Source organism: Rhizobium sp. FY34 (assembly GCF_005222845.1).
Classification (GTDB): domain Bacteria; phylum Pseudomonadota; class Alphaproteobacteria; order Rhizobiales; family Rhizobiaceae; genus Neorhizobium.
The window spans coordinates 21,772-45,272 of the sequence record NZ_STFZ01000034.1 but is presented as its reverse complement, the minus strand read 5'-3'; the positions used below and the strand labels follow the sequence as shown (position 1 = coordinate 45,272).

Annotated in this window: 22 protein-coding genes; 7 read left to right on the top strand and 15 right to left on the bottom strand. The window is 60.3% G+C overall.

All coding sequences use genetic code 11. The features are described from left to right. The first annotated feature begins 99 nt into the window (after nt 1-99). Together E8M77_RS19205 and E8M77_RS19200 are read left to right on the top strand one after the other, a co-directional pair. Nucleotides 100-339 carry a hypothetical protein gene (locus E8M77_RS19205; RefSeq protein ID WP_137132240.1) on the top strand — a complete coding sequence of 80 codons (240 nt, stop codon included), beginning with the start codon at nt 100-102 and terminating at the stop codon, nt 337-339. Nucleotides 340-398: 59 nt separating this feature from the next. Next, the gene (locus E8M77_RS19200) at nt 399-1,961 is read left to right on the top strand and encodes a carboxylesterase family protein (protein ID WP_137132239.1); all 1,563 of its coding nucleotides are present in this window, start codon (nt 399-401) and stop codon (nt 1,959-1,961) included. A 215-nt stretch (nt 1,962-2,176) separates the two neighbouring features. Here E8M77_RS19200 and E8M77_RS19195 read toward each other — a convergent pair whose 3' ends face one another. Further along, nucleotides 2,177-2,533 carry a hypothetical protein gene (locus E8M77_RS19195; protein ID WP_137132238.1) on the bottom strand — a complete coding sequence of 119 codons (357 nt, stop codon included), beginning with the start codon at nt 2,531-2,533 and terminating at the stop codon, nt 2,177-2,179. Between the two features lie 607 nt (nt 2,534-3,140). On the opposite strand from E8M77_RS19195, the gene E8M77_RS19190 reads away from it, so the two are divergent. Continuing rightward, complete coding sequence (locus E8M77_RS19190) at nt 3,141-4,166, top strand: LacI family DNA-binding transcriptional regulator (RefSeq protein WP_246659328.1); 1,026 nt, start codon at nt 3,141-3,143, stop codon at nt 4,164-4,166. A 95-nt stretch (nt 4,167-4,261) separates the two neighbouring features. On the opposite strand, the gene cysN is transcribed toward E8M77_RS19190, so the two are convergent. The 3 genes from cysN to E8M77_RS19175 all read right to left on the bottom strand — a co-directional run bounded on the left by cysN (nt 4,262) and on the right by E8M77_RS19175 (nt 7,623). Further along, nucleotides 4,262-5,737, bottom strand: coding sequence for a sulfate adenylyltransferase subunit CysN (gene cysN, locus E8M77_RS19185; RefSeq protein ID WP_137132236.1), 1,476 nt, complete (start codon nt 5,735-5,737; stop codon nt 4,262-4,264). Further along, a complete protein-coding gene (gene cysD / locus E8M77_RS19180; RefSeq protein ID WP_137132235.1) occupies nt 5,737-6,693 on the bottom strand; it encodes a sulfate adenylyltransferase subunit CysD in 957 nt (318 codons plus the stop codon). Before cysD ends, cysN begins: the two co-directional genes overlap by 1 nt. A 186-nt stretch (nt 6,694-6,879) precedes the next feature. Further along, a complete protein-coding gene (locus E8M77_RS19175) occupies nt 6,880-7,623 on the bottom strand; it encodes a phosphoadenylyl-sulfate reductase (protein ID WP_137132234.1) in 744 nt (247 codons plus the stop codon). Nucleotides 7,624-8,006: 383 nt separating this feature from the next. Between E8M77_RS19175 and E8M77_RS19170 the strand changes: the two genes are divergently transcribed. Next, complete coding sequence (locus tag E8M77_RS19170) at nt 8,007-9,320, top strand: phosphatidylglycerol lysyltransferase domain-containing protein (RefSeq protein WP_246659327.1); 1,314 nt, start codon at nt 8,007-8,009, stop codon at nt 9,318-9,320. Nucleotides 9,321-9,326: 6 nt separating this feature from the next. Here E8M77_RS19170 and E8M77_RS19165 read toward each other — a convergent pair whose 3' ends face one another. The 9 genes from E8M77_RS19165 to betA all read right to left on the bottom strand — a co-directional run bounded on the left by E8M77_RS19165 (nt 9,327) and on the right by betA (nt 18,188). Further along, nucleotides 9,327-9,536, bottom strand: a complete 210-nt coding sequence (locus E8M77_RS19165; RefSeq protein ID WP_137132233.1) for a hypothetical protein — start codon at nt 9,534-9,536, stop codon at nt 9,327-9,329. A gap of 92 nt (nt 9,537-9,628) precedes the next feature. After that, on the bottom strand, nt 9,629-9,910 hold the full coding sequence (locus E8M77_RS19160; protein WP_137132232.1) for a hypothetical protein: 282 nt from the start codon (nt 9,908-9,910) through the stop codon (nt 9,629-9,631). A gap of 45 nt (nt 9,911-9,955) precedes the next feature. Then, nucleotides 9,956-11,872 (bottom strand): PatA/PatG family cyanobactin maturation protease, encoded by a 1,917-nt coding sequence (locus E8M77_RS19155; RefSeq protein WP_170975938.1) that lies wholly within the window; start codon nt 11,870-11,872, stop codon nt 9,956-9,958. Between the two features lie 282 nt (nt 11,873-12,154). Then, on the bottom strand, nt 12,155-13,468 hold the full coding sequence (locus E8M77_RS19150) for a TRAP transporter large permease (protein WP_137132230.1): 1,314 nt from the start codon (nt 13,466-13,468) through the stop codon (nt 12,155-12,157). Further along, nucleotides 13,468-14,007: a TRAP transporter small permease gene (locus E8M77_RS19145; protein WP_137132229.1), complete on the bottom strand. Its 540-nt coding sequence runs from the start codon at nt 14,005-14,007 to the stop codon at nt 13,468-13,470. The genes E8M77_RS19150 and E8M77_RS19145 overlap by 1 nt, the downstream gene beginning before the upstream one ends. 77 nt (nt 14,008-14,084) lie before the next feature. Continuing rightward, the gene (locus E8M77_RS19140) at nt 14,085-15,119 is read right to left on the bottom strand and encodes a TRAP transporter substrate-binding protein (protein WP_137132228.1); all 1,035 of its coding nucleotides are present in this window, start codon (nt 15,117-15,119) and stop codon (nt 14,085-14,087) included. A gap of 280 nt (nt 15,120-15,399) precedes the next feature. Further along, nucleotides 15,400-15,978: a PIN domain-containing protein gene (locus E8M77_RS19135; RefSeq protein WP_137132227.1), complete on the bottom strand. Its 579-nt coding sequence runs from the start codon at nt 15,976-15,978 to the stop codon at nt 15,400-15,402. After that, nucleotides 15,975-16,430 carry a helix-turn-helix domain-containing protein gene (locus E8M77_RS19130; protein WP_137132226.1) on the bottom strand — a complete coding sequence of 152 codons (456 nt, stop codon included), beginning with the start codon at nt 16,428-16,430 and terminating at the stop codon, nt 15,975-15,977. The genes E8M77_RS19135 and E8M77_RS19130 overlap by 4 nt, the downstream gene beginning before the upstream one ends. A gap of 105 nt (nt 16,431-16,535) precedes the next feature. Next, nucleotides 16,536-18,188 carry a choline dehydrogenase gene (betA, locus tag E8M77_RS19125; protein ID WP_137132225.1) on the bottom strand — a complete coding sequence of 551 codons (1,653 nt, stop codon included), beginning with the start codon at nt 18,186-18,188 and terminating at the stop codon, nt 16,536-16,538. 130 nt (nt 18,189-18,318) lie between these two features. On the opposite strand from betA, the gene E8M77_RS19120 reads away from it, so the two are divergent. Further along, nucleotides 18,319-18,486, top strand: a complete 168-nt coding sequence (locus tag E8M77_RS19120; RefSeq protein ID WP_246659326.1) for a hypothetical protein — start codon at nt 18,319-18,321, stop codon at nt 18,484-18,486. A gap of 3 nt (nt 18,487-18,489) precedes the next feature. Continuing rightward, a complete protein-coding gene (locus E8M77_RS19115; RefSeq protein ID WP_137132223.1) occupies nt 18,490-18,840 on the top strand; it encodes a helix-turn-helix transcriptional regulator in 351 nt (116 codons plus the stop codon). A gap of 287 nt (nt 18,841-19,127) precedes the next feature. On the opposite strand, the gene betB is transcribed toward E8M77_RS19115, so the two are convergent. Both betB and betI read right to left on the bottom strand, forming a co-directional pair. Then, entirely contained in the window at nt 19,128-20,591 is a 1,464-nt protein-coding gene (gene betB / locus E8M77_RS19105) for a betaine-aldehyde dehydrogenase (protein WP_137132222.1), read from the bottom strand. 112 nt (nt 20,592-20,703) lie between these two features. Next, nucleotides 20,704-21,339: a transcriptional regulator BetI gene (gene betI, locus E8M77_RS19100; RefSeq protein WP_137132221.1), complete on the bottom strand. Its 636-nt coding sequence runs from the start codon at nt 21,337-21,339 to the stop codon at nt 20,704-20,706. 280 nt (nt 21,340-21,619) lie between these two features. Here betI and E8M77_RS19095 point away from each other — a divergent pair, with 280 nt between their 5' ends. Continuing rightward, entirely contained in the window at nt 21,620-23,425 is a 1,806-nt protein-coding gene (locus E8M77_RS19095; RefSeq protein ID WP_137132220.1) for a GGDEF domain-containing protein, read from the top strand. Nucleotides 23,426-23,501: the final 76 nt, after the last annotated feature.

Sequence of the window (23,501 nt, the reverse complement as noted above, 5' to 3'; positions counted from 1 at the left end):
TCCTTGATGCCAATGCGCTCCAGATATCGTCCGAACTCCCGACCGAAGTCGGCCATCATCTGGCCACGGGCGTTGTGGACGGCGAGGGGAAAGCGAGGGATGTCGGCAGCCCGCATCAAAAAGCCCCGAGAGCGCTCTGATTTTCTTGGCCATATATTCGCCGAAATGGCGGCCCGTGATCTTCAAGGTATTGGCACCCTCGGTAAAGAGGGGTTTGGCCAGCATGCTGAGATGATGCCGTTCCGGGCTCAGAGGCTTCAGATGGTCAAAGTTCAAGGACATCATTTCGATAACAGCAATGAAGCGGCACCCGGACCATGTGGCAGCTTGCCGGGGTGAGCAAACCGGCATTGTGGCTGCCCTGAGTGATTGAGCATTTTACAGATCAAAGATATCGGATGGAAAAGATGAAGCGCAGAAAGTTTTGTCAGTCGGTGGGTTTGCTTGGAGCGGCCATGGTGATCAGTCCCGTAACGTTGAGGCGCCCGGCCTATGCCGGTACAGACACGTCTCCGATTGTCACTGTTCGCAGCGGTCGCCTTGCAGGCACGCGCGGTTCGAATGGCACGCGCGTGTGGCGTGGCATTCCCTATGCTCAGCCACCGGTGGGTGAACTGCGCGGTCGCGCGCCTCGTGCTTCTGTGTCCTGGACAGAAACCCGTAGCGCAACAACCTTTGGCAGCGAAGCGGTCCAGCAGGGACTCGGCCCGATTCCAGCTCCGGTCTCTGGTTCCGAAGATTGCCTGTATATCAACGTCTGGGCGCCAGAACAGCCCAGCGAGAAAGCCAGGCCTGTACTGGTCTGGATCCACGGCGGCGGCTTTGTCTTCGGCGCCGGGTCCGAACCCATCTATGACGGAGAGGATTATGCCGCGCGTGGCGATCTCGTTTTCGTCAGCTTCAATTACCGACTGAATGGCTTCGGCTTTCTGGCGACCTCCCATCAAGAAGGGGCCGCCAATCTGGGCCTGCTCGATCAGATCGCTGCGCTGCGCTGGGTAAAGGATAATATTGCGGCATTTGGCGGCGATCCTGCCAATGTCACCGTCATGGGGGAATCGGCCGGGGCAATGTCCATCGGCTGCCTGCTCGGAGCACCGATGGCGCGCGGCCTCTTTGCGCGGGCAATCATTCAAAGTGGAGGCGCACGTCCGGTATTCTCGCAGACGGATGCACGCAAAGTGACCGAGCTTGCACTTGCCAAGGCTGGCCTTCAACCCGATGACGACGCCAAGCTGATGGCGCTGCCAGTTGAGGAATTGAAGCGTATTTTCAAGCTCATGGGCGACGAGTCAAATAGCGCGTTTTTGGGCGGCGAGCCCTTCAGGCCAGCCATTGACGGATACGTATTGCCCATACACCCGCTGCAGAACCTGGCTCCGGTGCCGACATTGATCGGACATTGTGAGAACGAAGGACTGACATTTGCAGCTGTTAAGAATCTTCTGGAAGGGTTGCCGAAACGTGTGCGCTCGCTTGCCGGAGACGCGCGTTGGCAAGCATTGACGGCGGCTTATGCGGCCAGTGCAAGACCCCAGCGCGATCCGATGATGGATCTCTTCAGCGATTGCTTCACCGGTATTCCGTCATTGCGCCTTGCCGATGGACTTGCCGCGGTGGATGCTCCCGTTTGGAGCTATCGGTTTGATTATCAGAAAGCCTCGCCGATCGGCGCGGCACATGCAACCGACATAGCCTTCACCTTCGGGAAGGCGCAGGGCGCGCCGCTGCCAGTCGAGTGGACACCAGAGGCCCAAGCATTGTCGCAGCATATGCGCGATAGCTTCATTGCCTTCGTGCGCACCGGAGATCCACAAACGCGCGATCTTCCGATCTGGCCACGTCACGATGCCAAGTCGCTGGCTTATCTTCGTTTCGACGCAGCGCCCGAGATCTCCGCCGATTATATCGGCGCTGCCAGACGGCAAGCGTGGCGCGATGTACCGATTGAGGCGGTCTGAGCTGGAAAGATCAAGAATGCGCCTGGAACAATGGAGCGGATGTTTCCCCTGCGGCCGAGGGTCAATGGCTCTCGCCATCGCAGCCTGATCAACGTCCTATTTTGGAGAAACCAATGGCCGCTCTACCTTGCCGCAGGATGTAGCCGAAGGACGCGAAACCCACGAAAAAGGGCGGTGCCGAGGCGCCGCCCTTTCGATGTGAAAACCAGGTCTGCTTATTCGACGGCCAGAAGTTCCGTGCAATAGCTCGGGCCCTTGGCGCCGGGGCGGTCGGCCGTAATGGTGATCGACTGGATGCGATAATCGCTGCCGGCGGTGATCTGCGCGGCACAGCTGACACTCATCGTGCGGCCCTGTTCGGTCTTGATGCGGTTATAGCCGCCGCGCCAGTTGTACACCGTCTGCGAGCCGCTCTGCGTGTCGCTATAGGGAGGGGCATAGCGGGCAAAGAAAGCGCCGGCCGACTTGCCGATCCAGCGCGCCTCGATGGGGCTGGTGGCCATGCCGGATGTGCTTGTGCAGGCAGACAGAATGCCGGCAAGTGCTGCCAGCGCAATCATTTTATAGTTCATGCGTTTTCCTTATCCCATGTCCATGGTGCCATGGCCGCCGCACTAGCAGATTTTCCGCTTCCTTCGCGAGGGGTGCCGGGCCTTCTGCGCAAATAAATCCGCAACAGGCGCTTTATGTCACGCATGCAAAGGCTGGGCCGGCAGCCGCCAGGTGCCCGTGTCGGACATGAAAAATCATCCATCACATCCTGTGCGCGAGGGGGCGTTGCAGCCTGAAACCTTTGGCGGTATCCTTTAATCTCGGACAGGCCCCGCGGCATCGAGGAGGATGCATCGCGGCCTGAAGGGGAGGAGGATCCGCGGCCGTGAAACAGCATTACTTGCCTTTGCTTTTGTCACTTGAACTGTCTCTTGCACTCTGGGCTGTCATCTTCGGTGTTGCCTATCTTATTGTCCGGTGAGTGAACCGGCAGGGCACATCGGCTCGTAGGGACAAACAGTGACTGGCAGCCAGACGATGTCTGGAACTGTCCGTGGCGCATGCGGTTTGTATGGCGCGGCGCGGGCAGGCGGAATCGTGTGGCCTTGCGGCTGGTTGCTGTTGCGGCTTGGTGTCGTGCATAAGGCCGTACCATGATGGTTCAGGCGTAAGCAGGGGTGAGTGCCGGTGAGACGAGGACGAAGCGAGAAGACGACGCTGCTCGACGTTGCGACCCGTGCCGGCGTGAGCGCCATCACCGTGTCGCGCGTGTTGCGCGAGCCGGAGAAAGTCTCCCAGGATCTGCGAAGGCGCATTCTCGATCTGATCGAGGATATGGAATATGTACCCGACCAGGCGGCCCGCGCGCTGGCCAGCCGGCACAATTCCACCTTCGGCGTGCTGGTCGCTTCGCTCACCAACCGTGCCTTTCTCAGCTTCATGCAGGGCATAGAGGAGCGGGTGCGCGATACGAGTTTCCGCATCCAATATGCCAATACCCACAATTGCATTGAGGAAGAGAAGCGCCAGGTGCGCCTTCTACTGTCGCAGAACACGGCCGGTATCGTGCTGGGTGGTCTGGAGGGCATTGGCGCGCTCAGCGATCTCATCGAGCGGGCCAATTGCCCGGTGGTGCAGGTGGTGGATGTCGGCCTGAAAACGCCGGGCACCGTGATTGCGGTCGATCACATTGCCGCCGCCGCTACGGCCACGCGCCACCTGCTCAAATGCGGCTATCGTTCGATCGCCCTCATCGGCGGCGCCATGGATGAGCGGGGCCGCCGGCGCACGCAGGGCTATTGCCAGGTGATGCAGGAGGCCGGGCTGTTTGACGAAAATCTCCTCCAGTCCGAAAACGCCACGACCACGACGCAGATGGGCTGTCGCCTTCTGCGCCGCGCCATGAAGCTGCGGCCGGATATCGATGCCACCTTCTGCCAGAACGACGATCTTGCGCTGGGCGTGCTGTTTGAGGCGCAGCGCATGGGCAAGAACGTGCCGGATGATTTCGGCATCTGCGGCTACAATGATCTCGATTTTGCCTCCGTCATGGAGCCGCCGCTGACGACTGTGCGCATACCGCTGTTCGAGGCGGGTTATCGCTCCGCCGATATCATGATCCGCTGCGTCGAGGGCAAGGCCATGGAGCGCCAGGTGATCAATCTCGGTTTCGAACTGATCGAGCGGCGCACGACCCGGCGGCTGCCCGCCTGAAAGCAAAGCCCGCCTCACGAGAAAAGCCGGCGCGGATGATGTCCGGCCGGCCTTTCGTCAATCTCAGCGTCTCGATGTCCCGGTCTCGGGTCTCGCTATTCCAGCTCTTCGAACAGTTCGCCGGCGCGCAGGGCGCTCACCCTTCGCACATCCGCCTCGTCGCGGCGGGCGACGAAGGCTTCGCTCGCCATCAGCTCGTCGGCCAGATCCGCTGGAAGCGAGAGGAGCACACGCTGTCCCTCGCGGTGAATGCCGCCAAGGTCGGTGCGGCGTGCCGTTACCATGCCGCCGGCCACCGTATTGTTGGTGTCGGGATCGATGATGATGAAGGCGCCGGTGGAACGGTTCTGCTCATAGGCGTCAAACACGGCCATTTCGTCGAAGGTCAGGTGCACCTTGCCGATGGCATTCATGCCGAGCGTCTCTGAATGCGGCTTCCATTTGCCGGAAGACAGTTCCAGCTGTGCGACGGGCGTGATTGTCACACGCTGGCGGCGCGAGCCGCTTTTCAGCCAGTAGCGCTTGGAAGGCTCGATGCCACCCGGCTGCAGGGCCACAAGCTGCGCATCGAAATTCAGGCCGGTCATCGGCTGGCCGTCCATGGAAACGATCATGTCGCCGCGCGACACGTCCACCTGGCGGTCGAGCACCAGCGTGATGGCATCGCCGGCCACCGCTGCATTGCGCACGAGGTCGAAGGTGACGATGCGGCTGACATTGGCCACCATGCCGGACGGCAGGATGGTGACGCTGTCGCCGGGCTTTACCGAGCCGCCGGAGACGGTGCCCTGATAGCCGCGAAAGCTTTCGCCGGGGCGCGAGACGCGCTGCACCGGCAGGCGGAAACCGCCGGCCTGGGTCGAGCGGGTGGTTGCCAGTTCCAGCGTCTGCACCAGTGTCGGGCCGTCGAACCAGGGCATGGCGGCGCGCCCGTCATAAACGACGTTTTCGCCCTTCAGCGCCGACATCGGGATGGCAGTCACCTGACGCACGCCAAGCGAAAGCGCCAGCTCCTTGAAATCATGGCTGATCTTGTCGAAAATCGCTCGGTCATAGGATACGAGGTCGATCTTGTTGACGGCCAGAACGAACTGCTTGATACCCATCAGCGAGGCAATCGTTGCATGGCGGCGCGTCTGTTCCAGAAGGCCGGCACGCGCATCGACGAGCAGGATGGCAAGATCCGCCGTGGAGGCGCCGGTCGCCATATTGCGGGTATATTGCTCATGGCCGGGCGTATCGGCGACGATGAAGGAGCGGCGGTCGGTGGCGAAATAGCGATAGGCGACATCGATGGTGATGCCCTGTTCGCGCTCCGCCTGAAGACCATCGAGCAGCAGTGCGAAATCGGGCAGACCAAGATCGTTCTGCTTGTTGCTGTCGCGCGAAAGCGCCGCTGCCTGGTCTTCCTTGACCGCCTTGGTATCCCAGAGCAGGCGGCCGATCAGCGTCGACTTGCCGTCATCCACCGATCCGCAGGTGATGAGCCGCAGCGGACGGCTGTCGCGGATGGCAGGGGCCGTCTCGGCCAGGGGCGCCGGAACGGCGAGGGTCGGTGCGGTGGCGGTCATCAGAAATATCCTTCGCGCTTCTTCTTTTCCATCGATCCGGCCTGGTCGCGGTCGATGGCGCGACCCTGGCGTTCGGAGACGGTGGCGATTTCAAGTTCGGCAATCACTTCATCCAGTGTTGATGCCGTGGAGCGTATGCCGCCGGTCAGGGGCCAGCAACCCAGCGTGCGAAACCGCAGCGAGCCTTCCTGCACCTGTTCGCCCGGCAAAGCGGTAAAGCGCGGATCTTCCGCCCACATCAGCATGCCGTCCCGCTCCACATATTTGCGGTTCTTGGCATAGTAGAGCGGCGGAAGCGGAATGTTTTCCGCCTGGATATAGCGCCAGATATCCACTTCCGTCCAGTTGGACAGCGGGAAGGCGCGCACGCTTTCTCCCTTGCGGATCATGCCGTTATAGATGTTCCACAGTTCCGGGCGCTGGTTGCGCGGGTCCCAGCGGTGTTCCGGCGTGCGGAAGGAATAGATGCGCTCCTTGGCGCGGCTGGCCTCTTCGTCGCGGCGTGCGCCGCCAAAGGCCGCGTCATACTTGCCCTCGTCCAGCGCCTGGCGCAGCGCTTCGGTCTTCATCACGTCCGTATGGTAGGACGATCCATGCGTGAAGGGCGAAATGCTTTCTGAAGCTCCGCGCGGATTGGTGTAAACGACCAGATCGAGATCGAATTTCTCGGCCATCTCGTCGCGAAACGCGATCATTTCGGGAAATTTCCAGCCCGTATCGATGTGCAAAAGCGGGAAGGGCACGCGGCCGGGAAAGAAGGCCTTGCGCGCCAAATGCAGGAGAACGGAGCTGTCCTTGCCGATGGAATAGAGCATGACCGGCTTTTCGAACTCTGCGGCCACTTCGCGGAAAATGTGGATTGCCTCATTTTCCAGTGCCTTCAGGTGCGGATCAAGCGGGGGCTTGGGCGCCTGGTCCTTGGAATGCGGATCATATTCTGAAGTATGGGTGTGCATCGTCTCGTCTGTCCTTGTGGCCGTTCCCGCGGCATTCCTGTCTTGACCCCCCTCTGCCCTGCCGGGCATCTCCCCCTCAAGGGGGGAGATCGGCAAGAGGTCGGGTCATCGTTCTCCCTCTGATCTCCCCCCTTGAGGGGGAGATGTCACGAAGTGACAGAGGGGGGTGAATTCCAAAATCTCAAATCACGCAGGCGTCGGCACCAGAGACGTCGCTGTCTCCGCCACATGCAGGCCGCATTCGCGCTTCTCGTCATTCTCCCACCACCAGCGGCCGGCGCGCTCGTTTTCGCCGGGCTTGATGGCCCGCGTGCAGGGCTCGCAGCCAATGGAGGGATAACCTCTGCTGTGCAGCGGGTTGACCGGCACGGCCTCGGCCTCCACATAGGCATTGATCATGTCCAGAGACCAGTCGGCCAGCGGGTTGATCTTCAACAGGTTGCGCTCGGCGTCGAATTCCACGAAAGGCGTAGTGGCGCGGTTGCCGGACTGGCCACGGCGAAGACCGGTGATCCACACATCGGCGCCAGCCAAAGCCTTTTCCAGAGGCTTCAGCTTGCGCACATGACAGCAGGCATGGCGCGCTTCAACGCTCTCGTAAAAGCCATTGAGACCGAACTGCGCCGCATAGGCATCGACATCCCTCTCGTCGGGCCGAAAGCGGCGGATGGAAATGCCGAAGCGCTCCTCCGTCTCGCCGATCAACGCTGCCGTTTCCATGAACAGCCGGCCCGTCTCCAGGGTCGAAACCTCCACCGGCAGCTGATGCGTGCCGATGGCGGCCGTGATCACCTGATCTTCGATGCCAAGCGATGTGGTGAACACCGCGCGGCCAAGGCTTGCCGCAAGCGCCAAGCGACCGGGCAGGTCAAGGCCTGCGCAGCGCGCGTCGAGCAATTCGGCAGTTTCAGGTGTCTGATGCTGGGTCATGGGCAAAATTCCGTCATTCCGGTCCGGCGCACTATCGCATTTGTCGGCGCCGGCAAACAGAAACAGCTCTCTGAAGCAAGCGAGTGCAAGAGCAAATATCTCTCCAAATTCCGCCATCACGAGAAAACCTGGCCCCTGCCGGGTCTGGCGGGTGGTGGGCTGGGCGCTGGCCGATCTGCCTCGCAAACTGTCTTAACTTCGTCGTGATTGAAGGTTACTTGAAGAGATGAGTTGGCGTGCCGTTTTTCTTCTGGATCTATGCCCTGTCGGTATTCATCACTTCGAAACCTTGGCGATTACAACTTCATTCACGCATCCGTGACATAAGCTTCGACCCATGCACGGCCTGTATGAGCGGGTCGAACCATTTTGACGGACATTCCATGGACTACGTTTCCGCAGACCGTGACATGAGCGCCCCGACACTGCCTTCGGTGCTGCCCGCCGGGGCATCCCGGACACCTTTTGCATTTCTGTCGCGCTCGACGCGAGCCGTCCGCGGCGCGCTCGGCTTTACCGGTCTGGTTTCCGTCACCGTCGTGCTGTTCCTCTATCTGTTCCTGGAAGAAACCCTTCTGGCACTGCGCATCTGGGCACTGCCGTCAATCAATGGGGAAACCGGGACCACTTTGTCGCTGACGCTGATTGCCGGCGCCTTTGCCGGACGCCGGATGATCCGGCCCCTGCGCCGCGCCCGCGCCGTGCCGCTGCGCGAGGATCTGGAACGCGCCGTGACGCTCTTGGAAGCCCAGCCCAATGCCAGCGCCGGTCTCGTGCGGCTTGGCGACAAGAAAGTGCTGTTTTCCGATGCCGGCGATGCCTTCATCATGTATGCCCAGAAGGGGCGTTCCTTCGTGGCGCTGTTTGATCCGGTTGGCCCGCGCGCGGCCTGGCCGGCACTGCTGGTGAAATTCATGGCCGAGGCGCGTGCCAGCGGCTGTCGCCCGGTTTTCTACCAGGTCTCTCCGGATTTCCTGCCCTTTGCCGTGGAAGCCGGCCTCAACCCCTACAAGCTTGGCGAACAGGCGGTGGTGGACCTGACGACGTTCGATCTGAAAGGCGGCGCCTGGCTGAAGCTGCGTCGCTCGATCAACCGGGCGGAACGCGATGGCTTGCAGTTTTCGCTTCTTTCGCCGCAAGAGGTTCCAGCTGTGCTGGGCGAGTTGCGCCTGGTCTCCGATGCCTGGCTTGGCGCCCATAATGCGGCCGAAAAGGGCTTTTCGCTCGGCACGTTCCAGAATGCCTATGTCTGCGCCAGCCCGGTCGCGGTCATCCGGATGGAAGGGCGCATTGTTGCCTTCGCCAATATCCTGACGTCTGCCAGCCAGGGCGATGCCTTTATTGATCTGATGCGCCATCTGCCCGGCACCCATCGCGGCATGATGGATCTTCTGTTCGTCAAGATCATGGAACGCCTGAAGGCCGATGGTTTCCGCTCGCTGAACCTCGGCATGGCGCCGCTCTCCGGCCTTGCCACCCATCGCCGTGCGCCGATCTGGAACCATATCGGAGCGCGCATATTTGAGCGCGGCGAACGCTACTATAATTTCAAGGGCGTGCTGGCCTTCAAGTCGAAATTCGATCCGCAATGGCAGCCGCGTTATCTGGTCGCCGGCGGCGTGGGCCTGCCGGTCGTCTCGCTCTATGATGTCACCATGCTGATCGGCGGCGGCGTGAAGGGCATCCTGCGCCGCTGATCGTCGTCAGCCGCGCCGGAAGGGCAGCCAGGCATTCAGCCTTTGCTGGCGCTCCCGGCATCCGCCGCAGGGCGTTATGCCGACGCTTTTGCTCAGCCGTGAAATCACATCCCCCATGCCCTCGTCCTCGGGCTTGACGATCGGCGGCAGGCGCAGGCGGCGCGGCGAAGGCTCCGGCATTTCATCGTCACTTGCTTGTGTTTGGTCCTCAGACATTGAAACTCTCCTCTGTTCCTCATCGCATCTGCTGCAACAGGCATGCCGCCCCCCGCCGGCAAAGGCGGGAGGCGGCACGTGTGATCAAGGGCTCAGCAGGAGCCGACGCACTGATGGGCGATCTGATGGCCGAGAGCCGTCACGGTGACGCAGGCACCGGTGGGGATCCAAGACCCGCAGGACGAGACGCAGGCCTGGGCAGCGGTGCCCGGCGGCAGCGGAACCGGGATCGACACGCAATACTTGCCGAAGATCGGGATATCGACGCAGACCTGGCCGTTCTGCACCGTCACCGATACGCAAAAGCCGAAGCTCGGGCGAACGCCTGAGCGGGAGGACGGCAGAACACCGCCGGATTGTACGGGTAGACGCATGATTTCATCCTTTCGAGGTTGCTGGTTTTACGAAGTGAAAGCGGATCAGTAGGCGCGCCACTGGCGTACTTTTCCGACCATCACGGGGATGACGTCGGAGACGTCAACGGTGAACCGGAACAGCATTCTGGCCTCTTCCATGCGCTTCATGGGGTTGAAGAAGGTCAGCTTGACGTCCCAGCTATCAGAGCCCGGCCGGGCGATCGGGCTTTTGGCCACCTCGATCCCGTCCAGCTGGAGGTTTTCCTTGAGTGCCCGTTCGAAGACGCGCTCCACCTGATAGGCTTGCGTGGCGGCGAAGTTCAGCGCCCGGTCCTGGGGCGCCTGGCCGGGATTGCGGATTTCGAAATAGACGCGTTCGAGGAAATTGCCGATCGCCTCTTCCCGGTCGGCTAGATTGTCGGCGGTAACGCCGGCCAGCAGCGTCTTGGTCAGCTCCGTCGTGGTCCAGCTGTACATACCGCGGAATTCGGGCACGACGACCGGCAGGATCAGGCCGCTTGGCAGGCCCACATGCCCATCCAGGACGCCCGGCAGCGAGACGCGTTCGGCACCTTCGGTCAGCTGGTCGTCCAGCAGCGAGAGAAGCTGCTTGTAGCCTTCGGCCGCGAAAGCGCCGCTGGGGCGGATCGCATAGACGGGCACTTCATCGATCGACAAGGTCCAGATGATCGATTCCGCCAGATAGGTGTTGGATGCCTTTTTCAGGTCCTTCAGCAGAGCGGCGGGATCGTAGAATGACTTGTCGTCGAGCGACGTGCTCAGCGAGCGGCGGCGCGTGTCACTGCCGAGGTCATAGCTCAGCGTGCCGAGCGCGTAGACGATCTTGCCGCCGCCTGCCGAGCTGCCTTTCTGGCATGTGGGGCAGTCGTCCTCCTCGCTGGGCGTCACGCCGGACGGCGGGCGTCCCGATCCCTGCGGCGGCTGTGCTGCAAGCATTGAGCCGCCACGCGCCTGCGCGCTGATGGAGGGCATGACCTGCGTGTCGATCTCGAGCGGCGCGGAGATCGCGCTCGGCGAGATTTCATCATTGGTTGCATCGGATAGAGCGATCTGTGTCATGATAACCTCTTCTTTCTTCTGGGGTGAGGGGAGCTGCGGAAGAAGCCGTGCCAGAGCGCCCGAAAGATCGATGCGTCCTGCCAGGAATTTATGGGCGTCCGGCCCATCGACGGATTGCGCGCCGGCAATCAGGGCATGGCGCAATGCGGATGCACCGAAGCGTTGGCCGGCGCGGCGGCCGGCAGCGATGAGCAGGGCTGCGGCACCGGAAACGACGGCTGTTGCCATGCTGGTCCCTTGCGGGTGCATCACGCTGCCATCGGTTGCGGCTGCCGCCATGCCGGCGCCTTGCGCCACAATGCCATGCGCTGCGTAATGCGCGCCAAAGTTGCTGGATGGCAGGGCCATGCCTTCGATGTCCACGGCGCCGACGGCCAGCACGCTTGGCACGGCGGCGGGAAAATGCGCGCAGTCGCATCCGTCATTGCCGGTCGCGGCAATCACCAGAATATCGGCGCGCTCCGCCTCGGCCAGCGCCTCGGCAAGCAGAGGCGACATCGCTCTGTCTCCGGCCAGTTCGCCGCCGCTGATATTGATGATATCGGCACCGGCAGCGATCACTTCGCAGATCGCTGTCGCCAGATCCTCCTGGCTTGCGGGAATGATGCCGTCTGGCCCATCGCGATAGATCGGTCGGACTAAACCCTTGCAGCGCCATGCAAATCCGGTGGCATCGCTGCCCGGCTGGCCAAATAGAAGGCTGGCAATGGCGGTGCCATGCTGCACGCCATTGCCGGTTGCAGGGGCCGCATCGGCTGCTGTATCGCCCAGAAGGTGAAGCCGCGCCTCGCGCAGGCTTTCGTGCGTTGTCAGCACCTGGCCGTCGAGAATGGCAATGGTAATGTCTTCGCTGCCCCCGTCAAAAAGGGGCGGCGTGCTCTGCCGCTTGGCATCAGGCATGGTTGTGCTCCTCCCGAAGGCGCGCCGCGCCCCGGACCCTGTTCGTCGATGATGTGTCTGTGATCGAATCATCCCTGCGCTGTTTCGCGCTTATGGGGAGATATCTAGCAATGCACTTTAAAAGTGTCTAGTGAAATTACATGCAATGAGAGTAAAAAGTAAAAATACAACCATATGCGCGCCGCAGAGGCACATACGAAAAAGCGCGCCGTGCGGGGGGCACGGCGCGCTGGATAGTCTCGGACAGGATCGCCGCTTGCAGCGGCGGTCAGGGGCGCACGATCAAGTGATCAGGAAGATCGAAATGATCGGGAAGGCGGTCAGAAGAATGATGCGCAACAGGTCGGCGGTGACGAAGGGCAGGATGCCCTTGTAGGTTTCGCGCACCGGCACATCGCGTGCCATGGCCGATATGATGAACAGATTGAGCCCGACAGGTGGCGTGATCATGCCAATCTCGGCCACCATCAGCACCAGAATGCCGAACCAGATGGCGAACTGTTCCGGCGTCAGGCCGAAATCCATGGCCGTCACGATCGGGAAGAAGATCGGGATGGTCAATACGATCATCGACAGCGAATCCATGATGCAGCCGAAGATGATGTAGAGGACCAGGATGATGATCAACACCGTCATCGGGGCAAAGCCCTGCGCCGTCACCCATTCGGCACCCATCTGCGGCAGGCGCGAGAAGGCGAGGAAGGAGTTGAACACGGTGGCGCCCAGCACGATGAAGAAGATCATACCGGTGGAAACCGCCGTTTCCTTGAAGCAGGCCAGCAGCGAGGCTCGGTCAAGCCCGCCATTCTTCCAGGCCACGAGACCGGCACTGGCTGCACCAACGGCTGCCGCCTGGGTGGGCGTGAACCAGCCGAGATAGATACCGCCAACGACGAGGAAGAAGATGGTGACGACAGGCCAGACGGCAATCAGCGCCGGCAGGCGCTCGCCCCAGGGAACGCGTGGTGCCTGGCCGGCGCTTTCCGGCTTCAGCCGCACATAGATGGCAATCACGGTGAGATAGGAGATCGCTGCGATGATGCCCGGCACGAAGGCGGCTAGGAACAGTTTTGCGATATTCTGTTCGGCCAGGATCGCATAGATGACCAGGACGACGGAGGGCGGAATGAGAATGCCGAGCGTGCCGCCGGCGGCAAGCGTTGCCGTGGAAAGCCCACCCGAATAGCCGTGGCGTTTCAGTTCCGGCAGCGCCACCTGAGCCATGGTGGCGGCGGTGGCAAGCGAGGAGCCGCAGATCGAGCCAAAGCCGGCGCAGGCGCCGACGGCTGCCATGGCAACGCCGCCCTTGCGGTGGCCGAGAAAGGCTGCCGCCGCATTGAACAGCGCCTGGCTCATGCCGCCGCGTGCTGCAAACTGGCCCATCAGCAGGAAGAGCGGAATGATCGACAGCGAATAATTGACATTGGTCGTCCAGGCGACGGATTTCAGCTGCGACAGGATGGGAACCCATCTGTCCAGCACCAGGAAAGTGCCGACAATGCCGGTGCCGAGCATGGCAGCGGCAATCGGTACGCGCAGAAATATCAAAAGAATAAGGACCGGAAAGGACCAGAGCCCGATTTCAATACTGCTCATTAGTGGGCTCCCATAGAGGCGACGATGGTGTTGCCACGGCGGATTTCGCGCAGGTCGAGCAGCACCATGAACAGGCAGACGATGACATTGACGATGAGCAGGACGAGCGCGATGGCAAAGCCCCACCAGATCGGCAGAAGCAGAAGCGGGGTCGTTTCGCCATTCTCGAATTTGTCGATGAAGCCGACATAATGGCGCCAGGTGATGAGGGCCATCAGCACGGCAATGATGATGTCACCGATAAACTGGGTCCAGTTCATCGCCTTGGAGCCGAAGGCCGCGATTAGGATATCGACGCCCACATGGCCGCGCTTCAGCTGACAGAAGGGCAGGAAGGCAAATACGGCCAGCCCGCAAAACGCTTCCACCAGTTCGATTTCGCCGGGAATGGGACGGATGGTGAGAGAGCCTAGAATGGAAAGGCCGGTCAGCGCGCAGGCAATCACCAGGCACAGGCCGCCAAACATGGCCACGGCGCCTGCCATGCTATTGACCATGCGTTCAACTCTATCGAAAGCCGAGGAATTCTGGGTTGTCATTGATGACATCCTCTTGAAAAAAAGTGGTCCAGACGCTCGGGAAAACAAGGAGGAACGTCTGGACCAGCTGGGAGGAATTACTTGCTATATTGGTTGATCAGGGAAATCGCGTCGCTATAGAGCTCGGTGCCCTTCAGGCCCTTGGCATCCATGTCGGCGGTCCATTTTTTCGTCACGGCCTCGCCCTGCGCCTTCCACTTGGCGGTTTCGGCTTCATCGAGCGTGATCGTGGTATTGCCGGCCTTGTCGGCAATTTCCTTGCCGCGCACGTCGCCGGCATCCATGGCAGCGCCGAACTTGGCGGCCAGTTCCTTGCCGGAATTGGCATCGATCACCTTCTTCAGGTCAGCCGGCAGCGCATCATAGCTGTCCTTGTTCATGGCAAACACGAAGGCTGCCGTGTAAAGGCCGGTCTTGCCGGCAAAGCCGGTATGGTTGGGCGCCAGCTCGGCGATCTTGATCGACGGCGTGACTTCCCACGGAACGACGGTGCCATCGATAACGCTCTTCGACAGCGATTCCGGAACGGTGGTGACCGGCATGCCGATGGCCGAAGCGCCCATGGCTTCCAGCATCTGGTTGACCATTTTCGACGTGCCGCGCAGCTTCAGGCCGTTCATGTCGGCGAGCGACTTGATGGGCTTGGAGGCAATCGTGTGGAGAAGGCCAGGGCCATGGGTGTGCACGGCCAGCACATGATAATCCTTGAACTCATCCTTCAGGTGCTTTTCATAGTAATCGTTGAAGGCAAGCGACGTGGCTTCACCGGTCGTTACCATGAAGGGCAGTTCGAAGGCTTCCGACTTCGGGAAGCGGCCCGGCGTATAGCCGATCAGCGTCCAGCCCAGATCGACGACGCCGTCCTTGACCTGGTCGATCAATTCGCCCGGCTTACCGCCCAGCTGCATGGCCGGATAGATCTCGACTTCGATACGGCCACCCGAATCGGCCTTGATCTTTTCCGCCCAAGGCGTGAGCACCTTGCTGGGGATTGTTGCCTGCGGTGGCAGGAAGTGGTGAAGTTTCAGCACGACATCGGCAGCAAAGGCCGAAACGCCGGTGAGGGAAAGGGCAGCACCGGACAGGCCGGCAATCAGGAATGCGCGCAACATAGTCTCCTCCAATCACGCTAAGATGTGGTCAAGGGACTGTCCGCCTGGATGCATGTCGTGGTGATTGGTCGCGGTCTCCTGGCCCGCTTTTCCCCTCCCAGACATGCGACCCTCCTTAGTCGCGATCTGTCCCCTTAGCTGGTTATGCTTACAGAACGGAACGCCCGCCGCAAATAAAAATTGTCATGCATCTCATAACGCAGTGGTTATGTAAGCTGTGCTTTTCCTCTTGGGCCGCAATGGCACGCGGCTTGTGGTAGCCAAGCGCAGCCGGCAAACGTCACTCAGGCTCGATCAGCACGCGCAGTTCTTCGATCAGCTTCGCTGTCTTCGGCACACCGGCCTTGCGCAGATCTTCGATATATCGATCGAATGTCAGCGGCGGTGCCTTGTAGTGCTGAAAATCTTCACGGACATATGCAATGAAAAGCTCCTCCGAGATGCCGAATTGATCCAGCAGGAAATCATCGGGGTGGCAGATCTCGATGCCAAGCGGCTCAACGACATGCTTGGGAAAATCACGGTCATTGAAGGTGAGGATCATATCGGCGCGCGTTTTCACCGCGGCGGCGAGAATGTGCCGGTCATCCGGATCCGGCAGTTCAAAGCTTGCCTCCAGCCCTTCGTAGCCGGTGACGAGACAGTTCAATACAGAGCTGTCCATGCAGGCTTTGATTTTCTCAAGCCGCGAAATATCAATGTTTCGCTTGTCGGCGACGTTGCGCATCCACTCTTCGTGGACTTTGTCAGTCCATCGTGCGCGAAACATTTTAGACTGGGCCATATAAAGAACGAGGCTTCGCAGCCTCGCTCCAAAGAACACGTTAGCATCAATGAAGACCGTAAATGTCGAAATCATTCAAGCTCCAGCTCTCTCGTTTCTCGTGCCATTTCAGCCAATGCGTCCATTCTGTCGCTCTGAGATTTCTTCTCAAATGCGACTAGATCGGCAAATTTGATCCTGCGGTGACGGTTTACTTTTCGTGCAGGTAGACTCCCTTCGTCAATCAGCTTGACGACAAAGGGTCGCGATACGTTTAGAAAGTCCGCCGCCTGTTTGGTGGATAATTCGGCCTGCTGCGGAATGACAGATATAGGTTGTCCATTCGCCATTGCCGACAGCACGGTGAACATCAACTCGACAGCTCGAGCCGGCAGCGGAACGGCCACTCTGGAGCCTTCAATATGAATCGTAATATCTTGCTGAGCCTCTGCAACGGCTTGCAGACGTTCGGCAGCCTTGCGCGCGATGACTGCTTCCGTTTCAGTGGCTGTTACAGGTTCACGAACCTGATCAAGAAGTGCCAACATGATTTATCCTCTCAAAAACGGTTGCGCGTTCTATGTACAGGAATTGCCATCTAAACGCAACAAACGAAACAGACGCAATAAACGAAAATTCCGTTTGGGCACCCCCTACCTGTCGCTGACCTGCCAATTGGGGCTCACCCACGGCTCCTGGTTGGAGCGGGGCAGGGGATCGCGCCCGAGAATATGGTCGGCGGCCTTTTCGCCGGTCATGATCGAGGGGCCGTTCAGATTGCCATAGGTGACATGCGGGAAGATGGATGAATCCGCCACCCGCAGGCCCTCGATGCCGATCACTCTCGTTGTCGGATCGACCACGGCATGCGGGTCGTCCACGCGGCCCATCCGGCAGGTGCCGCAGGGGTGATAGGCGCCTTCCAGATGCTCGGCGAGATAGGCATCGATCTCTTCGTCGCTCTGCACGCGTTCGCCGGGGGCGATTTCGCTGTCGCGATAGGCATCAAACGCCTTCTGGCCAAAGATCTCGCGGGTGACGCGCACCGCATGGCGGAATTTCACCCAGTCGTCCGGGTCGCTCATATAGTTGAAGCGCAGCACGGGCGCGTCCTTCACATCCGGCGAGCGAAGCGTCACAGATCCGCGTGATTTCGACATGTTGAAACCGACATGCGCCTGGAAACCATGGCCTTCGGCAGATGACTTGCCATCATAAGACACGGCGATTGGCAGGAAATGATATTGCAGATCCGGCCATTTGATGCCGGCGCCGGAGCGGATGAAGGCGGCGGCCTCGAACTGATTGGACGTGCCAAGCCCGGTTTTGGTAAACAGCCACTGCGCCCCCACCACGCCCTTCCAGAACCAGTTGTTCTTCGAATGCAGGGTGATCGGCAGTTTCGATTTGAACTGGTGGTAATATTCCAGATGGTCCTGCAGGTTCTGGCCCACACCCGGCCTGTCTGCCACAACCGTGATGCCCATGTCCTTCAGATGCGCTGCCGGGCCTATCCCTGACAGCATCAGGATTTTCGGCGAGTTGAAGGCGGACGCCGCCACGATCACCTCGCGGCTTGCCCGCACCACCTCGATCCGGCCGCCGATTTCCACCTCGACGCCGACGGCGCGTGTGCCTTCCAGAACGACCTTTCGGGCAAAACAGCGGATCAGCGACACATTGGGCCGCTTCAGCGCTGGCTTGAGGTAGGCATTCGCCGTGGACCAGCGGCGGCCTGCCCAACTCGTCTGCTCCATCAGGCCAAAGCCTTCCTGTTGGGAGCCGTTATAATCCTGCGTCACCGGGAAACCGGCCTGGCGGCCCGCCTCGATGAAGGCGCTGTAGAGCGGGTTTTTCGCCGCGCCGCGCCGTACATGCAAGGGACCGTCTGCGCCGCGCCAGCCATCCTCGCCGCCATGGGTGTTTTCCTGCCGCTTGAAATAGGGCAGTACATCGGCATAGGCCCAGCCGGTCGCACCAAGATCGTCCCAGCGGTTGAAGTCTTCCGCATGGCCGCGCACATAGACCATGCCATTGATCGAGGATGAGCCGCCGATCACCTTGCCGCGTGGCGCAATCATCCGCCGGTTGTTCAAATGCGGCTCGGGCTCCGACAGATAGCCCCAATTGTAGCGGTCCATGTTCATCGGATAGGCAAGTGCCGCCGGCATCTGCACGAAGGGGCCGATATCGGAACCGCCGTATTCCAGCACGATGACTGTATGCTTGCCATCCTCCGACAGGCGGTAGGCCATGGCCGAGCCTGCCGAGCCGGAACCGATGATGACGAAATCTGCGTTCTGCATGGTGTCATGTCCGAGTGGTTGAAGAACTATCGCTATTTGCTATAATCGTGAAATGAAGAGGGTGGAGTACACGAGGGCAGCCAGCAAAGTGTTGGACCGGATGCAGCCCAGACGACGGGACGCCATCCGAATGAAAGTCGATGCCTTCGCGCGTGGTGAACGAGTCGATGTGAAGAAGTTGAAGGGCAGCCCACTTCTGAGAATTCGTGTCGGAGACGACCGGGTCATCATCGACGAACAGACGATGCTGGTGATTGTCGTCGAGGTCGGACCGCGCGGTGGCATCTACAAGGAGTGACCAATGGGCGAAGTGCGCAAGACCGTCATCGACGGCGAGACCTATGTTCTCATTCCCGAGGACGACTACGAAGACCTGATCGATACGATCACGGCCGAAAGGATCATGGCCCGCGTGCGCGCGGGCGAGGAAACCTGGCCGGCGGAACTCGTCTATGAGCTGTTTGAAACCGACAGCCGCATCCGCACCTACCGCACCTATCGAAAACTCTCCGTCTCCGAACTTGCCGAGGCCGCCGGCATTTCGCAGCCCTATCTGTCGGAAATCGAGACCGGCAAGAAGACCGGCTCCGTCGATGTGCTGAAGCGCATTGCCGCTGCGTTGAAGGTCGATCTGGATGATATCGTGGTGTGAGGGGCAAGCAGCGGGCATGGCTGTACCGGCGGCGGCATCTGCCCGGCCATAATCAGCAATGACGTCCTCTGCGAAACTCATGTCATGCCTTTGCTTTTGATTGACAAAACCCCTCCCAACCCTCCCCACAAGGGGGAGGGCTTAACCTGCCGTCCCGCCTGCATCCTTCTCCGGGCCGTTACCGCAAGGCGTTGCTGAACGTCTGGGCAAAGCCGTGGCCGCGGGCTAGCCCCTCCCCCTTGTGGGGAGGGGTTGGGGAGGGGTCTCCTGTTGCGACCACACTCATCTCAATAGGGCGCCTCGCACTTGCCCATGCCGACATAGACCGTCTTCAGCTCGGAATAATGCTCGAGAGCGGCTGCCGAATTTTCCCGCCCGAAGCCCGATTGTTTCGAGCCGCCAAACGGCATTTCGACCGGGCAGAGATTATAGGTGTTGATCCACAGCGTGCCGGCGTCCAGCTGGTCCACCACCCGGTGGGCGCGGGCGATGTCTGCGGTAAACACGCCGGCGGCAAGGCCGAATTCCGTGGCATTGGCGCGGGCGATCACCTCTGCCTCGTCATCGAAATCCAGCACGCACATTACCGGGCCGAAGATCTCTTCGCGGGCAATCACCATGTCATCGCTCACATCGGCAAACACGGTCGGCTGCACGTAAAAGCCTTCGCCGGAGACGGTGTTGGGAATGCCGCCGCCAGTGATCAGTGTGGCGCCTTGCGCCTTGCCCTGTTCGATATAGGAGAGAACCTTTTCGCGCTGCGCATAGGATACCATCGGCCCCATCTGGGTGGCCTCATCCTGCGGATCGCCGATCAGAATGGCTTCGGTGCGGGCTTTCAATCGGGCAAGAAAGGTCTGCTTGAGTGCCTTGTGCACGAAGACTCGCGTGCCGTTCGAGCAGACCTGGCCGGTCGAATAGAAATTGCCGAGCATGGCGCCGGAAATTGCGCTGTCCACATCGGCATCGTCAAACACGATGATCGGCGATTTGCCGCCCAGTTCCATCGTCACATGCTTCAGTTGGGCAGCCGCAGCACCTGCCACTTTGCGCCCCGTAGGCACCGAACCGGTAAGCGACACTTTGGCAATGTCTGGATGGGAAACGAGCAGCGGCCCGGTGTCGCGGTCACCCTGGATAACGTTGAACACGCCCTTGGGCAGGCCGGCCTCGATGAGGATTTCGGCAATCTTCAAGGCGCCAAGCGGGGTGACTTCCGAGGGCTTGAACACCATGGCATTGCCGCAGGCAAGTGCGGGTGCTGCCTTCCAGCAGGCGATCTGCTGCGGATAATTCCAGGCGCCGATGCCGACGACAACGCCAAGCGGCGCCCGTTTCGTATAGGCAAAATCACTGCCCAGCGGAATATGGCTGCCGTTCAGCGCCGACGCGATAATGCCGCCGAAGAATTCAAAACTATCGGCGCCGGAGGTCGGGTCGGCAACGATCGTCTCCTGGATCGGCTTGCCGGTATCGAGCGTTTCGAGTTCAGAAAGCGCGCGGTTGCGCTCGCGCATGATTTCGGCTGCCTTTTTCAGCACGCGGCCGCGCTGGGTCGGGCTCCATGAGGCCCATTCCTTCTGCGCCCGCTTGGCCGAGGCAATCGCCTGCTCGACAATTGCCGGTGTTGCCGCATGCAGCCGGGCGATCACCTCGCCGGTGGCCGGATAAATGCTCTCGATGACGGTGCCTGCCGTATCCTCGACATAGGCGCCATCGATGAAGTGCGAGGCTTGCGGTTGGGCTTTCATATCCTGTCTCCGGTGGTCGGCCGTTCGGTTATCTTGGTCATATGCCCCTCATCCGCCCTGCCGGGCACCTTCTCCCCGTCTAAACGGGGCGAAGGGGAGAAGCCGCAGCGTTTCAATCCCTCTCCCCGTTCAACGGGGAGAGGGATTGGGTGAGGGGCAAAGTATTGTTCAGTCCGGACAATTGCCCCGACACATAATCCTCCACCAGTGTGACAGAGGCTTCGATGGAAAGCGGCGCGGCCTTCAGCGACTGGCGAATATAAAGCCCGTCGATCATGGCGGCGGCGCCATCGGCGATCCGGCGCGCATCATCTGGCCCGCTGAGCGGCTTCAGGCCTGAGAGAAGGTTGGAATGCAGCCGCCGCGCATAGATGACCAGCAGGTGGCGCACCTCATCGGCGCTCTGCGCCTGGCCGTAAAAGGCAAGCCAGGCCGCCACCACGTCCGGCGTGAACTGGTCGGCCTGGAAGGAGACGCGGATCAGCGCGGATACCCGTTGGCGCGGCGTGGCGGCCGCCTTCAGGGCGGCAACCGCATCGGTGCGCAACTGACCAAGCAGGGCGCGAATGGTGGCAATCAGCAGCTGTTGCTTGCTGCCGAAATAATGATGCGCAAGTGCGGCCGAAACGCCGGCCTCACGGGCAATGTCGGACATCGTCACATCCAGCGAGCCCTGGCTGCCGATGGTGCGAAGGGCCGCATCCACCAGCGCCTTGCGGCGCACCGGTTCCATTCCAAGCTTGGGCATGGCTGTCTCCTGATCCGGCTACTGTATTTTTGATTGACTGATCAATCAATAAAAATCTGCCTGCCGGGCAGACTGTGGAGAAACGGGTTTTGCGCCGTCTGTTTTGACGAAGATCAAGGGCGCTGCGGCAGTCCTCGATACGGTGCATTGCACCTGATGCGGGAGATTGTCATAAAACCTTCATCCGGTTGTCATACGGGATCAACCAATTCTTGATCAGTGCTATGTGAGTGTTGTTCGTAATTTTTAAGTTGTGCGTAATTTTACGGCGGGGGCCGCTATGGCGAATGCAATGTCGCTGGAATCAAGTGTTTTAAGACGTTATGCCAATGACCAGCTGCTTCCCTTAGCAAAGCTTGTCCTGGAACCGGCCTTTCAGCCGATCGTGGAACTGGCGACCGGCCGTGTGTTTGGCTACGAAACCCTGATGCGCGGCCATGAGCGGCTGGGTTTCGATACACCGCTCGATCTTCTGGATTCCGCCGAGGATGCCGAACAACTGCTTGGCATCGAACAGATGCTGGCCAGCCGGGCGCTTGCCAAATTCGCCACGCTGCCGGATTTTGCCCACAACACGCTGTTCATCAATCTCGATGCGCGCCTGATCCGCAAGGGCCAGCAGGTCATCGACAAGCTGGTCATGCACCTGCGCAAGGCGGGCATTCCGCCATCCTCGATCTGTTTTGAACTGTCGGAACGCTTCGACAATACCAGTGCGCCGGAATTTGCAGCGCTGATCACCAAAATGCGCAAGTCCGGCTTCAAACTTGCTATCGATGATTTCGGCGTGGGTCATGGCGAAATCAAGCTGCTCTGCGATTTCCCGCTCGATTACCTGAAGATCGACCGGCATTTCATTGCCGGCGTCGATACCAGCTCCCGCAAGCGTCATCTGGTGCGCAACATCGTCAATATCGCCCATGTTCTGGGCATCCGCGTCATTGCGGAGGGCGTGGAAACCGAGGCGGAATTCCTCTCCTGCCGCGAATTCGGTGTGGATCTCGTGCAGGGCTGGTTCATCGCCCGCCCCACCACCTTTACCAGCGAGTTGCAGCCTGCCTTTCCGCATCTGGCCGATCTCGGTCGCGGCCGCCGCTCCAGCCAGTCGCTCGATGAAATCCTCATCCGCAAGCAGATCGAAATGCTGCCGACGGTCTATGAGAACGAGAGCATCGATACGGTGTTTGAACTGTTTCGCGCCAATCCGCGCCAGGCCTTCTTTCCGGTGCTGAACGCCAATGGCGAGCCGCGCGGCATTATCAGCGAATACCACCTGAAGGAATATATCTACCGTCCCTTCGGTCGCGACCTCTTGAAGAACAAGATCTATGAGCGCTCGATCTCGCATTTCGTCGAGGGGGCACCGATCGTCGGTCTGGATGCCAATGCCGAGCGGCTGATGAACATCTTTGCCAATATGGATGGCAGCGACTGCGTGATCCTGACGGAAAACATGCGCTATGCCGGTGTTGTCTCGGCCGCCTCGTTGATCAAGGTCATCAACGAGAAACAGCTGAAGGTGGCGCAGGATCAGAACCCGCTGACCGGCCTGCCGGGCAACCGCGCCATCCGTGATTTCATGCAGGAAGTCGGCCGCGACGACGACCAGACGCGCTTCTTCTGCTATTGCGATTTCGATCATTTCAAGCCGTTCAACGATCATTACGGCTTCCAGATGGGCGATCACGCCATCTGTCTGTTTGCCGCGCTGATGAAACGCTACTTCTTCTCGGAGGGCGATTTCCTCGGCCATGTCGGCGGCGATGATTTCTTCATTGGCCTGACCGACTGGACGCGCGAGGAACTGTCGGAAATCCTCGAACGCCTCCTGTCGGATTTCCATGTGGATGTGGCGGAACTCTATTCGGCGGAAGACCGGGCGGCAGGCCGCATTCGCGGTCATGACCGTGGCGGCAATGAACGGGATTTTGCGCTGCTGCGTTGCTCGATCGGCGTTCTGGAATTGCCGCAGGGCCTGTTGCTGGATGATGTCGGTGGCATCAGCAGCGCCATTGCCCAGGTAAAAGCGAAAGCCAAGGATGGCGATACGGGCCTCGTCTTCAGCTGTTTCGGTGATAACGCCTGACCTTGCGTCAGCGCGTCGCCTTTTCATCCGGTTCGTCCTGCCCTAAATCAGGGGACCGAATGAGAAGGACACTCCC

Excerpts from the sequence above, each read along its gene's own strand:
- E8M77_RS19205 (WP_137132240.1), top strand. The coding sequence starts at position 100 with ATGTCGGCAGCCCGCATCAAAAAGCCCCGAGAGCGCTCTGATTTTCTT.
- E8M77_RS19200 (WP_137132239.1), top strand. The coding sequence starts at position 399 with ATGGAAAAGATGAAGCGCAGAAAGTTTTGTCAGTCGGTGGGTTTGCTT.
- E8M77_RS19195 (WP_137132238.1), bottom strand. The coding sequence starts at position 2,533 with ATGAACTATAAAATGATTGCGCTGGCAGCACTTGCCGGCATTCTGTCT.
- cysN (WP_137132236.1), bottom strand. The coding sequence starts at position 5,737 with ATGACCGCCACCGCACCGACCCTCGCCGTTCCGGCGCCCCTGGCCGAG.
- cysD (WP_137132235.1), bottom strand. The coding sequence starts at position 6,693 with ATGCACACCCATACTTCAGAATATGATCCGCATTCCAAGGACCAGGCG.
- E8M77_RS19175 (WP_137132234.1), bottom strand. The coding sequence starts at position 7,623 with ATGACCCAGCATCAGACACCTGAAACTGCCGAATTGCTCGACGCGCGC.
- E8M77_RS19170 (WP_246659327.1), top strand. The coding sequence starts at position 8,007 with ATGGACTACGTTTCCGCAGACCGTGACATGAGCGCCCCGACACTGCCT.
- E8M77_RS19165 (WP_137132233.1), bottom strand. The coding sequence starts at position 9,536 with ATGTCTGAGGACCAAACACAAGCAAGTGACGATGAAATGCCGGAGCCT.
- E8M77_RS19160 (WP_137132232.1), bottom strand. The coding sequence starts at position 9,910 with ATGCGTCTACCCGTACAATCCGGCGGTGTTCTGCCGTCCTCCCGCTCA.
- E8M77_RS19155 (WP_170975938.1), bottom strand. The coding sequence starts at position 11,872 with ATGCCTGATGCCAAGCGGCAGAGCACGCCGCCCCTTTTTGACGGGGGC.
- E8M77_RS19150 (WP_137132230.1), bottom strand. The coding sequence starts at position 13,468 with ATGAGCAGTATTGAAATCGGGCTCTGGTCCTTTCCGGTCCTTATTCTT.
- E8M77_RS19145 (WP_137132229.1), bottom strand. The coding sequence starts at position 14,007 with ATGACAACCCAGAATTCCTCGGCTTTCGATAGAGTTGAACGCATGGTC.
- E8M77_RS19140 (WP_137132228.1), bottom strand. The coding sequence starts at position 15,119 with ATGTTGCGCGCATTCCTGATTGCCGGCCTGTCCGGTGCTGCCCTTTCC.
- E8M77_RS19135 (WP_137132227.1), bottom strand. The coding sequence starts at position 15,978 with ATGATTTCGACATTTACGGTCTTCATTGATGCTAACGTGTTCTTTGGA.
- E8M77_RS19130 (WP_137132226.1), bottom strand. The coding sequence starts at position 16,430 with ATGTTGGCACTTCTTGATCAGGTTCGTGAACCTGTAACAGCCACTGAA.
- betA (WP_137132225.1), bottom strand. The coding sequence starts at position 18,188 with ATGCAGAACGCAGATTTCGTCATCATCGGTTCCGGCTCGGCAGGCTCG.
- E8M77_RS19120 (WP_246659326.1), top strand. The coding sequence starts at position 18,319 with ATGAAAGTCGATGCCTTCGCGCGTGGTGAACGAGTCGATGTGAAGAAG.
- E8M77_RS19115 (WP_137132223.1), top strand. The coding sequence starts at position 18,490 with ATGGGCGAAGTGCGCAAGACCGTCATCGACGGCGAGACCTATGTTCTC.
- betB (WP_137132222.1), bottom strand. The coding sequence starts at position 20,591 with ATGAAAGCCCAACCGCAAGCCTCGCACTTCATCGATGGCGCCTATGTC.
- betI (WP_137132221.1), bottom strand. The coding sequence starts at position 21,339 with ATGCCCAAGCTTGGAATGGAACCGGTGCGCCGCAAGGCGCTGGTGGAT.
- E8M77_RS19095 (WP_137132220.1), top strand. The coding sequence starts at position 21,620 with ATGGCGAATGCAATGTCGCTGGAATCAAGTGTTTTAAGACGTTATGCC.